Source organism: Paracoccus sp. (in: a-proteobacteria), assembly GCF_047605025.1.
Classification (GTDB): Bacteria; Pseudomonadota; Alphaproteobacteria; order Rhodobacterales; family Rhodobacteraceae; genus Paracoccus.
Genome location: NZ_JASGGO010000002.1, coordinates 192989 through 204780, shown reverse-complemented (window position 1 = coordinate 204780; position 11792 = coordinate 192989). Strand labels below are relative to the sequence as shown.

The following is an 11792-nucleotide window of genomic DNA, read 5'->3' as shown; positions in this document are numbered from 1 at the left end:
GCGCCTAGGAGTTGTTGTAGTTCATTGTAAGTCACAAGATATGTTATGCGATTGCCTTGTTTTCTGAACATGGATTTAAAATTTGCGGCTATCTCAAATACTTCCGTGATTCTCTCATTTTTTCTTTTAAAATAATCTATTTCTACAGTAAAGTCTTCAACTTCAGTCATGTCCACTGAAGGCGTGTATCCGTGTTCCATCATGAAAAACACTGAGCTAAGAAAGGCCGTCCTTTTGTTTCCGTCGTGAAAAGGATGATCATTGATAAGGCCGAAAATTAGTGATGAAGCGATTTCCCAGAAGTCGTTGTAGACAAATTGACCACCGGCCGATGCCAACTGTCGGCTGACTGCGGAGGACAGTAGGCCAAAATCTTTCGGTCCAAATCCTGCTATGCCCTCGCTCAGTATTAAAAAATGATCGCATATTAGATAATGGGCATCCAATACGTCCTCGCAATTTAGATAGGCCCGATCGCCTTGATATTCTATTTCTTCAATTTTCCCATAATAATAGAGGTAGTTTTCAAAGAGCTTTGGGGTGAGGTGGTCTTTGTCAAGTATGTGCTTTACCTAAGTCTATTTTTCAACACCGTAGCAGAGCGGGACGTGTCACGATAGCCTGAAACTTTGACGTTTCCGAAGATGGACGGGCGGGAAAGTCGTAAGCACTGTCATCTGAACGGGGTCACATTGACGCACCATTACACGCTCTTCATCGACGAGGCAGGTGACGATAAGGTTGAACGCCTGTCCGAAGAGGACGCCCCCGCTGTCGAGGAAGCGTCGCAGGACTTCGAATACATCCCTGTCCTTCTTTGCTTCCGTGTCGGGGATGAGGAGCAGCCCCGTATCGACGTCCGGAATCTTCATCCCGTATGACCGCGCGCTCCTCACGAGTTTTCCGAGTTGCGTGAGGTTCCGGTTAATCGTGGACACGGACAGCCCTATCTCGCGGCCGGTCTCTTCCGCCTCGTTTATGATGTCCCAGATCGGCTTATCCTTCTCCGCCGCGCTCTTTCTGTATGAGGTCGGGATGATGTCGTGGGCCTCGACGAACTCCGCAACGCGGTCCTGCGTGATGTCCTCGATATGCTCTATCCCGGTTATCTCACTGAAAAGGGACGTAATCCGGATGAAGGCCGCCTTCGTCTAGTCGTTCGACTTGGCGTGCCGCCGCGACTTGACGTGCATCCTCTCAACGACGTCCTGAATCAGATTCTTGGGTCCCTCTTCCTTTTCCGTGGAACGGGCGGGCTTCGGACGCGGGGCAACGACCGCCGGGGCGGGTTCCGGGACTGGAACGGGCGCGGGCTCCGGCGCGGCTTGCGTCGGCACCGGGAACGGCGGCGGGCCGTGCATGACCGGCGGGGCGTGGTAATGGTTCTGCACGATGACGGTCGGGGATGCTGACGCCGTGGACGTGGCGGACGCCGTGGATTCGGACGAGTTGTCCGGGGCGGGCTCCGGGTTCGAAGTGGCCGCGTTCGCCTCATCCCATTCCGCGAGGCGGTCGGGGTCGCACCTCTCGATCATCTCTCGCGTCCAGAAGAAGAACATTCCCGAATCCCTCAAAGTCATCCTCGCCGCCTCAACGCGGGCGGCATTTTCAATCATAGCGCGTGCGGCGTTGCGGTCCAGCCTGCCGTCGTGCAGGGCCTCGAACGCCTGAACGCTCGCGGACGTCGCGGCCGCAGCGATGGGCCGGGCGTGCGCTGCGTCTTCGGTGAAGAGCGGGACTTGAATGGCGATTCCGCGAATCTCACGCCGCCAATGATAGTGATGACCACGACGGATGACGAAAGGGGACAGTCCCAAGATGTAGTGCTCCCAACTTGGGGCACATATCGTCCAGTTATGGACATCCTGTCATGGCTGCGGTTTTTTGTTGCCAACCCATTGATTTTAAAGGATTGGCTACCGGCGGTAGGGATCGAACCTACGACCAATTGATTAACAGTGAACCTAGGACCTCTATATTTCAGGCACTTGGGTTTTGTTAGACGGTTGTTAGACGACATTAATATCAATGGCTTGTGATTAGGGCTTTTTCGCCGCCGCGTCAACGGCAGCGATAAGCGCCGCGCCGGACCGCTGGCTTTGCGGACCCCCGTCCTGGACCAGGGCAGCCGCATGGGCGGTCAGCAAAGCGGTGGGGACAGGGCAGTATGGCCGGCTATTTTCGACCGGCGCGGCCGCGCAACCAGTCAGCGACACCGCCGTCATCAAGACGCTGAACCGTATCCACGGCATGATCGATCACCTCTCGGATCTGGGCCTCGGCCTTCAGCCGGGCGATGTCTGACCTGGCGGCGGCCAGTTCGGCCTCCAATGCCCTGGCATGGCGATTCTGCTGCCAGCCCCACAGCGCGCCGCCGTTAGGTAGCGGGACAACCCGAACACGGCCTAGTGCATCCAGGCAGCGACGCGGGCGTGATGTTCCGCCAGCGTCAGGTGCAGGGCAGGGCTGACGAACTCCTCGGCCCGCAGGATCCAGCCGCCCTTGGCGCCAGACCTGGTCGTGGCGTATTTCCGGGACGCGGGGCGAAGGTCGGCCACGCGGTAATAGTAATCCCGGCGGGCGATGCCATAGAGGTCGGCCAGATCGGGGTGATCGCGCAGCGCCTGGTGCGCGGCCTTCGCGGTCATCGGGCCCGGCTTGCCGTCTTCGACCAGGTCATGAGGCCCCAAGTCGTTCAGCAGGCGCTGCAGGATCTTCACCGCATTCGATCCCGCATTGACGAACATGTCGAAGACGCTGGCCTGGATGGCCTCGGGCAGAAGGCCGATCTTCGGCCGCACGAAATACTCCTGCTCGAAGATGGTGGCGGCGCGATCGACGGTCAGCGCGCGCACGTCGGCCTCGGTCACGCGGCCGTCGCCGGTCAGGTCGATACCGAGCGCGCGCATGGTGCCGATCGTCACACCGTATTTGGTGGCGCCTCCCGGATCGGCGGGGTCGTTCACGAAGCCGCCTTCGCGGCGCACGATTTCCAGGGAAAGGTCACGGACGGATTTCATGGATCACCTCAGAAAAGCTTGCGGAAAACGACGACGACCAGCAGGACCGCGCCCATGACGATCAGGGTGCGGCGCTCCTCGCGCATGACCCTGCTCAGGGGGCAGGGATCGGGTCTCGGCTCATCCTTGTTCATGATCTCCTCCGCTAAGCTTTGCCGCCCGCTGTTCGATATACGCGGTGATCATCTTCACGGCGGACGTGCCCATGGTCCCCAGCACATAGGCGGACATGGCGATGTTGCCAGAAGTTTCGGGGAAGGCCTCGATGCCGAAGACACGCGGCAGGTGCAGGCCCAGGGGCCAGAGATAAAGCCCGGTCACGCATCCGCCCACAGCCGCGATGGCGCCGTCGCGAAGCCGCTTGCGCTCGCTGGTCAGCCAGCGCGTCATCCCGCCCAGGCCGCCGGCGATCATGATCTTGCCGGTCTCGCCGCCCAGCCAGGCACCGGCGGCCGAGGCGGACACGAGGACCGTACCCCACCAACCGATGTCGTTCTGATCCATGAAATACCTTTCTCAAATGCCAAGCGGGTTGATCGGATCATCCGGGGCCGGCGCCACGAAGCTGCCATACTGATATGACCAGCCGATGCCGACCGTGTTCGTCGGGCCGATCAGCGCCTCTCCGTCCTGCGGCTGGTAGCCGTCGGGCTGGACCGCGACCTGTGCGACGGCGCCGTTCTCGATACGGGCGATATACTGCGTCATGCTGCCACCACCTGTGCCTGATCCGCACGAACGACGAGGAACAGGAAGCCGTCGCCGCCGTTGCCGACGGTAGTGCTGCCGCCGGCCGAGCCGCCTGACCCGGAACCCATGGTCCCGTTCGCGGACGCCGCTGTGCCCGACACCACCGCTCCGGTGCCGCCGCCGAGGCCTCCATTGCCTGAGATGGTCGTATTGGACCCTACGCCGCCGCCCGCGACGTAGCCCGGGACTGCGATGAAGGTGAGATCCACCCCGTCGCCGCCCGGGCCGCCGTTGCTGGCGCCGGCAATCACAGGGGTCTCGCCAGCCTGCCCGGCGCCGCCGCCGCCGCCGCCGTAATAGGTGCTGCCGTCCGTGGCTCCCCCGCCGCCGTCATGGCCCGCCGAAGCTACCCCGCCCGCAAAGACAGCCGCCGTGCGCGCGACGCCCCCTCCGCCGGACCCGCCGGGATGGCCGGTTTCTCGCCCGGAAACGTTGCCGCCTCCGCCTCCGCCGCCGGCAGCGGTCAGGCTGGTGACTGGCCCTGTCAGCGAGGATGGCGACCCATCATTGCCCGTTGCGTTTGCGGTGCCGGCAGCTATGCCCGCGCCGATTGTGACGGTATAGTTTCCGGCTTCCAGCGTGTAATTGCCAGCCAGCACCTGACCCGCGCCGCCGCCCCCGGATCTGGCGCCGCCAGCGTTCGACTTCCCGCCGGACCCGCCGCCGCCTGTCAGCGCCAGTTGCGCGGGGAATGCGCCAGAGGCGGTGAACGACCCCGATGCCGAGAACAGCACCTCGACATAATCCACCCCCTCGCGGCTGAACGGCGTTATCGTGCCGCCGGTCACGGTGATCGTGGGAAGAGACGGGCCGACAGCAGCATCACTCGCAACGAAGGCGCGCGTCCGGTGCAGGATGCTGCTGACCAAGGGTATCATGCCGGGCGATCCATCCGCCGGATCTGCCCGCCGCTGCCCTGCTGGGCGCAGTGCATGGCGCGGCCGGCCGCGACGGGATAGGTGGTGCCGAGGGGTAGCGGGAAGGCGGTGCCAGGGACGGCGAGGCGTCGTCGCTGATCCACATATCGCCGCCGATCGCGGCGATGTCGCTGGCGGTCTCGGATGCCGGGATTTCGATCCAGGAGCCGAAGGCGGGGACTACAGGGGAATAGGTGGCCATGGGGTTGTTCCTCTCAGCTGTGTTGCAATTCGTGGACGGTCAGCCGCGCCCGCCCCATGTTTGGTGAGGTGTTGTAGTTTTTGTAGAGGGCGCCGACTATGCCTCCCCTGGGCCACGGCACCTCGGTCCTCGCTCGCGTGACGCTAAGAGCGGGAATGGTCGGGGTGGACGTGGGCGTCACCTGAATAATCTGGTTGGTTTCATCAGATGTTCCGATCAGAATAGTGAACTCGTTGCTCGTCTCGCTCCAAGTATAGGCGGCCGATTGGAGAAGCCCCTGCGAAATAACTCCGGTGGAGTCCCATACGATTGTATAGAGCGCGATATTGGCGCCATTTCTGAACAGCATGATGCCCCTGGTGCTTTGCTGACGCCGCTGGTGCCGTCAGCAAAGCACCTCCCTGACATCAGAAACACGCCGCCCCCGTTCGGCATCGCCACGTCGATCAGCATCCTGACGTTTCGGGTGAACCCGCCGCCAATCAGCAGGGCGGACATCTCGAACGGATCGCCGTCAGCCACATTCTGGTTCGGAGAGGCGCCCTGAGCCGGCCAATAGCCCGTCACCGCGCGGGGAAGCTGCGGGCTTCTAAAAGAAAAATATCCCAGGAAAACCTGACTGGCGTTCTGGTCCAGCGGAGCTTTGTAGAGAAACCTGTTCAACCCCGCCGCCAATGTTCCGATGTAGCAAGGGGTCTCGCTCTCACGGTCTGGGCTGAGCCCCTGAGTGTGTCCTGCCGTGGGAATAAGCAGATCAGTGGTTCCCGTACCGATGTAGGAACGCCACGATATCACAGGGGCAGATGCCAGAGGACGCGGATTGTAGAAGCCCTCGCCGTCCACGCTTCGCCAGAATGCCTGCATATTACTGCTTTTTGTCCAGCACCACAGATCAAGAAGGGTCTCGCCGAGATCGAAAGATTCGCTCGTGATATTCATGCTGGCCCCGAAGGCATTATTCACCTCGGTGTAGAATCCATAGGTGTTACGGTGCGTGTTGCAATATCGGGACCACGGCGCGACATTTTCATTTTTGGTCTCATTGAGCCAAAGAGTGTTGACGAATAAGCAAGCCGCCACGTGAGCCCCCTTAACCCGATGGCCTGCGTCCTTGAAGTGAAGGCCGTCAGGCTGGTGATACGCCCAGAGCGCGTTGTTCCCGGATGCGCCGAACACGTCCGATAGCGCCTGATGGTTTTCGACCACCTGGACCCCGAACTGACCCGCGACACGCCGCATTGCGGAGATGAGCCGTTGAAGACTCCCCCCTTGCCGGCTCGTTCCCTGGATGACCGGATCCGGCGTCATGACAATCGGCACGATGTTGTAATAGTCGCACAGATTGAACAGGTAGGTGGCCTCGGAAATAACACTCTCAAGGCTGAACCCGGAGAGCACCATGTCGTTGAGGCCGAAAGAAAAAATACAAGCGGTGGGGATACCGTAGGCCGGATTGTCGATGATGGCGGGAACAAAGTTGCGCCGTGCCCATCCTGACACCATCGCCTTTCCGCCATACCCCGCATTCCAGAAACTAATACTGGTGTTGCGGGTCATACTGCGCAGGATGGATTGAGCTTGCGCGGGCCATGCGTAGGATGGGGTGTGTGCCGCTGATCCGATGGCATTGCCATCTGCATCCGTGGGGTTCGCGGTCCAGCCGGTCGTCTGATTGCCATCCGTTGTGCTGTCGCCATAGCACGCGAAGCTGAGGGACTGGCCATCCAACGCCTGTGCCTGTAACATCTCGAACCGGCCCGACCAATCCGCGTCGATGATGCACAGCCCGTCCGGTCCCAGCGCATCGACACGGAAGCGGCGGTTACGGACATACACGATTCGGCCTTCCGGGAACCGGCCGCGCGCCACGGCCTGCGCCAATCGACCGCGCGCCGAAAACAGCGGTCCCATCTCATAGAGCTTCACTCCGCCCACCGTCGTGAAATGGTGATCGATGGCATTCGCCGGCGCCACCTCATAACTTTCGCCCTCGCGCCGCGTCTGGATGACGGTGGACGGTGCGAAAGCGCGCGTGTCGGCCAGCAGGGTTTCCCGATCGGCGACGGTGAAGTTGGCGGCCGCGACGGCGATACTCGCCGCCGCCTCGGCGCGCTCGGCGAACGCCTCGGCATAGGTCAGCGAAGCCACGTCCGGCCCGACGACCGGATTGCCGTCGCGGAACACGATGGAATGCCCGTCCTCGGGGACGAAGGGCTGCATCGGGTTGATGCCCCGGATGCTGCGGCGCACGCCCTCGCGCAGTTCCTGCAGGATCATGACGACGCGATCCAGCTGGGTTTCCAGCCCCTTTTCGCGTTCGCCCAGGATCCCGACCCAGCCCTGTTCCTCGTCGGTCTCGCGCCAGATGGTCAGGGACAGGCCGGCATATTGGGCGGCCGCCGCCGCGGTCAGCAGCAGCGATCCCTGCGTCGTCGAACTGGCGGGCATCATCTGGAACTGCGACGGCGCCAGGTCCATCACCTCGCCGGCGACGATGACGGCCGCGCGCACGGCGTCGGTCTCGTAGGGATGCGGCACGTTGAACGGGCCGGCATTCTGGATGGTATAGATCGGCGCGGGTTCGAAGATCTCGATGGTCACTGTGTTGCCCCTGCGATGTTGCCCAGGTCCGGCGCGCGGGCGGGCAGGGGATCGCCCCGCCGCCACCAGCTCTGGTTGCCGTAGTCCTTGCGTTGCTTCTTCTCGGCCTTGCGCCAAAGCTCCTCGGCCTCGGGATCCACCAGCCGCTGCACTTGGTCCCCGACGATGCGGTCCAGCGCGACGCGCGTGGGCCAATAGGTCGCCAGCGGGTTGTAGCGCCGGCCGAGGTTCACGATGTCGCGGCCGATCAATGGCGTCTTGCCCTCGCTGACCCGCGCGGCATTCGACATGACAGCGCGGCCGACATCGCCGGCCAGGCCGACGACCGGACCCGCCATCGTCTCGGCCAGGCCGCCGCCGGCGCGGCTGGTATTGGCGCGGGAATTGCCGCTGTCCTGCAGGTGCAGCTCGCGCAGGATGTCCGACAGCTGGGCCCGGCCGCGCACGCGGCCCAGGATGTCCTCGCTGTGGTCGGCCAGGAATTCCTGCAAGCCGCCCATCGCCTGCTTGAAGATCGACTGGGCCTCGGACTGGACGGCCTCGATGTCGCGCAACAGCAGATCCGGGTCATCGATGGCGGCCTGGGCATAGCGCGCCTGGTTGCGCTGCAGCGTCAACATCTGCCGGACGGTGACATGCCGGCGCTTCTGCACCGCGTTCTTCATCCGCTCGACCATCTCGTCGGCGGCCGCCAGGCGCGCGTCGGCCGGGGAATAGCCGCTCGCCTCGTAGCGTTTCGCCAGGTCGGCCCAGTCGGCCTGGGCCAGCTTCGCGCGTTCGGGATCCAGCTCGCCCGCAATCACCGCCTGCTGAAGGCAATCGGCAAAGTTCATTTCGGGGTTCCTTTCAGGCTGCAGCTGGTCATGCGGTGGATCAGGGTTTCGTCCTGGTCCAGGTCGTCCAGCAGATCCGCCAGGCGGATTTCCTGGGCGCCGGGGCCTTCGCCCATGCGCAGCGTCAGTTCGGGATCGGCCTCGAGGGCGGTGCGCGCCTGGGCGACCGCCTCGGCGATTTCCACCTCTTCTGGCAGCGGTTGAAGATCGGCCGCGCCGGGCGTATCTTCGGCAAGCAGCGGTGCGGAAGGGGACGAGCCTTCCGGCAATTCGTCGGCCCTCCCCATACTACGGTCGTCGATCCGCTGCGCACCATCCGCCGCAGCGCCGCTACCTTGAATATCGGCGGCACGAATGTTAGCGTTGGTTCGCAGCGGTGCGGAAGGGGACGAGCCTTCCGGCAATCCGTCGGCGCTCCCCGTCCTACCGCTGGCGATCCGCTGCTTCGCACCTTCCGTTTGCGCCTCGAAGCCGGTCAGTAGCCAAGTCTTTTCGTTACCCTTGTATTCCCTGCTGATGACGAAGATGTCCTGCCCGTTCGTCACCCTGACGCGGTTGGGGCTGTCCGACAGGATATCGGTTGCCGTTGCCAGCCGCCGGTCCAGATCGGGAACCACCTCGGGATGCTTGCGCTCGATCTTGGCAAGCCCGAAGCCGCCGCGATCGCCGGTGCCGGGCTCTCCCCAGACAAGATCGACGGGCCCCGTATGCGGATGATGCAGCGCCCCGATCGCGTCGCCCGCCCGCAACCGCCGAAGCTCGGCGATGGCTTCCTGCGGCTTTCCCTCGAACTGACGCAGCACGGGACCGAAAGGCCCGGTTTCGCCGGCTTCCGCCGGACCTTGGCGAAGGTCGCGCAATTCCGCATCCGTGGCGCGCGCCAGGGCAAGGCTCTGGGCGCCGTCGGCGCCAGCGGGTCCACCCCCCGAATGTCGGGCACCGGCCCGGCGGGCCCTTCCAGCGCTTCGCCCGCATTGCGGATCGGCATGGGCGCCCGGGCGTCCTGATCCTTGACGGCCTGGCGCAGGACGGTCGTGGGCGTCAGCCCGGCCTCGGCCGCGAACATGTCCTCGATGTCAGCGCGGCCCGCGATCTCGGCCTCGGACAGGTATCGGGTCAGGATGTCGGACGAGGCGTCGGGGCCGCAGGCCCGATCGCCCTTGTAGAACACGCCGATCAGCGCCTCGGACAGGTCGGGGTCGCGGGTGGTGAGCATGTCGCCCCGCATCAGCCGATCGCGCAGCGCGGCGATGACGCTCTGGCCGTCCCGGTCCTCGACACGGGCGCGGGCGATCATGCGCACCGCGTCCATCAGTTGGTCGGTGATGTCGAATTCCGGCCGGATGAAGCCGGCGTCGATCGACGCCCGGAAGGCCGCCCATTCCGGCGCCAGGTCCTCGAGCATGCGCAACAGGCTCAGCGCGGCCGGGTGTTCGGTCTCGGCCAGCATCTTCAGCAGGTCCTGGGCATCGAAGGCACGCGCGAAAAGCGCCTGGCGCAACCGGCGCAGGCCGTCGATGTTCAGGCGGCCGTCCGCCGTCATCAGGCCCGCGCGCTCGGCCTGGGGCATGCCGGCGAAGACGCGGCGCACGAACTCGGCGTTCTCGGGGCTGTTCAGGGCGCGGCCGCCGCGAAAGGTCTCGAACGCGTTCTGGGACAGGTAATCGGCATCCACCCCGGCCTGTTCCGTGGCGCTCATGCGGCCGATGGACGAGGTATTGCTTTCGCGCACGAAGCGCCGGCGCCCCTCGAAATCCAGATCGGTCACGCGCTCCGCGACCAGCACGGGCCGGGTGACGCCCGCCGGCACGTCGTAGCCCGCTTCCTCGAGCGCCTGCACATAGGCCTGATAGCGGTCGGGATGTTCGTCGGCAGCGCGGTTGATGGCCGCGATCCGGCCATTGCCGCTTTCCACCATCATGTCGGGCCCGACGATCGGCGCGCCGCTGGTGGCTTCGGGGGATGGCATCAAGCGGCGCGCATCCAGTTCGCGGGCGATGCCGGCGATCTGTTCGTCGCTGGCGGCGCGGGACCGATCGCGCGGTTGAAGATCGCCGGTGGCCCGCTGCAGGCTGTCGATATCGACAATCCGATATCGGACATTGATGTCCATGCCGCCCGGCGTGGAAACCAACCCAAAGGAATCGGCGATGTTGCGCGCCCCCGGCACGACAGGTCCGTCAACGCTGCTGGCCATGCCGCCGCCGGCACCGCGCGGGATCTGGTCCGGGACCTGCTGGCCCTCGACATAGGACCGAAAATCATCAAGCCCGATCCGCGCCGCATTCAGGCCGTCGCCGTCGTAATGACTGCGGCCGGCGCCAGGGCCAGTGGCGCGCGGCACGGCCGCCCATTCCTGCGCCAGGTTGTCGATGAACTTCTCGGTGCTGATCCGGCCGGCGCGCCAATCGTCCAGGCCGCGCCCCTTCATCAGGTGCACGCCCATGCGGGTCTGCATGGCGTCGTCGAACAGCTCGTTGCCGGACAGGCCCATCTGGTCGCGGGTCGCGCGCAGCGTGCCCTGGATGATCTGGAATGCGCCGGCGGCCGATGATTTCGAACCGGCGCCGGTGCTGCGCGCTTGCCAATCCAGGACTTCGTTGATCGTCATCCTGGTCAGGGGACGAGGCGGGCGGATGACAGATCCGCCGAACACCTGGTCAAATCCCTGCGGTGCCTCGATCTTGGAAATCGCCCGGGCGATGTTCAGCACCGCCCGATCCTGCTCGGCGGGCGTTGCCGGATCCGGGCGAACGCGCGCCGGCGGTGCGGGATCGCGGCCCAGGCGCAGATCCGGCTGGTGCCGCCGTCCGTCGTCCTCATCGAAATCGTCGTGCCAGGTCCGTCACCCATCGCGCGCGGCCTTCAGCTTGCGCGACGCGGCAACCGCGTCCGACAAGCGGCGCGCCAGGGCGACCATGCGCCTGGGATTTCCTGCGGCGGCCGGTCGTCGCCGGGCGAATACCTCGATCGCGCGGCGCAGGGGAGGGGTTTCACGACGACGCCGGCCAATGCGTGCTGCACGCCGAATGCAACTGCATCGGCCTGCCGGCGGATTGCTTCACTCCCGACGAGGATATGTGATGATTCTCGCCAAGCCCCCCCACGGCCAGCCCTGCAATGGCTGCGGTCTGTGCTGCATGGCCGAACGCTGCCCGCTGGCCGTCGTCGTCTTCGGGCCGGGCGATCGCTGTCCCGCGCTCGAAGACCAGGGCGGGCTGCGTTTTGGCTGCGGCCTTATCGCCAACCCTCTCCGCTACGCGCCGCGCCTGGTCAAGCGGCATGGCGGGGCTGCGGTGTCGGCGGCGGCCGCCGTGCTGGTCGGCGCCGGCCACGGCTGCGACGCGCAGACACCGGGCGAGCCCTACGATTTCGAAGCCGCCGCGCGGATGCGGGCCGGGCTGGACCATGACGCGGCCGAGGCGGCTGCCAGAATATGGATACCCCGCGGATGAAACCCTCGCGCCTC

13 protein-coding genes are annotated in these 11792 nt (G+C 64.5%); 2 read left to right on the top strand and 11 right to left on the bottom strand.

Annotation, left to right across the window (positions count from 1 at the left end; genetic code table 11):
• A partial coding sequence (locus QM682_RS02820; RefSeq protein WP_415126875.1) for a type II toxin-antitoxin system death-on-curing family toxin occupies nucleotides 1–446 on the bottom strand: 446 nt, incomplete at its 3' end.
• Nucleotides 447–1151: 705 nt separating this feature from the next.
• The gene (locus QM682_RS02815) at nucleotides 1152–1817 is read right to left on the bottom strand and encodes a hypothetical protein (protein ID WP_415126873.1); all 666 of its coding nucleotides are present in this window, start codon (nucleotides 1815–1817) and stop codon (nucleotides 1152–1154) included.
• 334 nt (nucleotides 1818–2151) lie between these two features.
• Between QM682_RS02815 and QM682_RS02810 the strand changes: the two genes are divergently transcribed.
• Nucleotides 2152–2304: a hypothetical protein gene (locus QM682_RS02810; protein WP_415126871.1), complete on the top strand. Its 153-nt coding sequence runs from the start codon at nucleotides 2152–2154 to the stop codon at nucleotides 2302–2304.
• Between the two features lie 101 nt (nucleotides 2305–2405).
• Here QM682_RS02810 and QM682_RS02805 read toward each other — a convergent pair whose 3' ends face one another.
• The 9 genes from QM682_RS02805 to QM682_RS02765 all read right to left on the bottom strand — a co-directional run bounded on the left by QM682_RS02805 (nucleotide 2406) and on the right by QM682_RS02765 (nucleotide 11036).
• Complete coding sequence (locus QM682_RS02805) at nucleotides 2406–3020, bottom strand: holin-associated N-acetylmuramidase (protein WP_415126870.1); 615 nt, start codon at nucleotides 3018–3020, stop codon at nucleotides 2406–2408.
• An 8-nt stretch (nucleotides 3021–3028) separates the two neighbouring features.
• A complete protein-coding gene (locus QM682_RS02800; RefSeq protein ID WP_415126868.1) occupies nucleotides 3029–3154 on the bottom strand; it encodes a hypothetical protein in 126 nt (41 codons plus the stop codon).
• Entirely contained in the window at nucleotides 3141–3524 is a 384-nt protein-coding gene (locus QM682_RS02795) for a hypothetical protein (RefSeq protein WP_415126866.1), read from the bottom strand. The genes QM682_RS02800 and QM682_RS02795 overlap by 14 nt, the downstream gene beginning before the upstream one ends.
• Nucleotides 3525–3536: 12 nt before the next feature.
• Entirely contained in the window at nucleotides 3537–3728 is a 192-nt protein-coding gene (locus QM682_RS02790) for a hypothetical protein (RefSeq protein WP_415126864.1), read from the bottom strand.
• Nucleotides 3725–4639 (bottom strand): glycine-rich domain-containing protein, encoded by a 915-nt coding sequence (locus tag QM682_RS02785; protein ID WP_415126862.1) that lies wholly within the window; start codon nucleotides 4637–4639, stop codon nucleotides 3725–3727. Before QM682_RS02785 ends, QM682_RS02790 begins: the two co-directional genes overlap by 4 nt.
• A 466-nt stretch (nucleotides 4640–5105) precedes the next feature.
• Nucleotides 5106–7490 carry an SGNH/GDSL hydrolase family protein gene (locus tag QM682_RS02780; protein ID WP_415126860.1) on the bottom strand — a complete coding sequence of 795 codons (2385 nt, stop codon included), beginning with the start codon at nucleotides 7488–7490 and terminating at the stop codon, nucleotides 5106–5108.
• Nucleotides 7487–8323: a hypothetical protein gene (locus tag QM682_RS02775; RefSeq protein ID WP_415126858.1), complete on the bottom strand. Its 837-nt coding sequence runs from the start codon at nucleotides 8321–8323 to the stop codon at nucleotides 7487–7489. The genes QM682_RS02780 and QM682_RS02775 overlap by 4 nt, the downstream gene beginning before the upstream one ends.
• Nucleotides 8320–8940 (bottom strand): hypothetical protein, encoded by a 621-nt coding sequence (locus QM682_RS02770; protein ID WP_415126856.1) that lies wholly within the window; start codon nucleotides 8938–8940, stop codon nucleotides 8320–8322. The genes QM682_RS02775 and QM682_RS02770 overlap by 4 nt, the downstream gene beginning before the upstream one ends.
• Nucleotides 8865–11036: a hypothetical protein gene (locus tag QM682_RS02765; RefSeq protein ID WP_415126854.1), complete on the bottom strand. Its 2172-nt coding sequence runs from the start codon at nucleotides 11034–11036 to the stop codon at nucleotides 8865–8867. Before QM682_RS02765 ends, QM682_RS02770 begins: the two co-directional genes overlap by 76 nt.
• A 370-nt stretch (nucleotides 11037–11406) precedes the next feature.
• Here QM682_RS02765 and QM682_RS02760 point away from each other — a divergent pair, with 370 nt between their 5' ends.
• A complete protein-coding gene (locus QM682_RS02760; RefSeq protein WP_415126852.1) occupies nucleotides 11407–11778 on the top strand; it encodes a hypothetical protein in 372 nt (123 codons plus the stop codon).
• The last annotated feature ends 14 nt before the right edge of the window (nucleotides 11779–11792 follow it).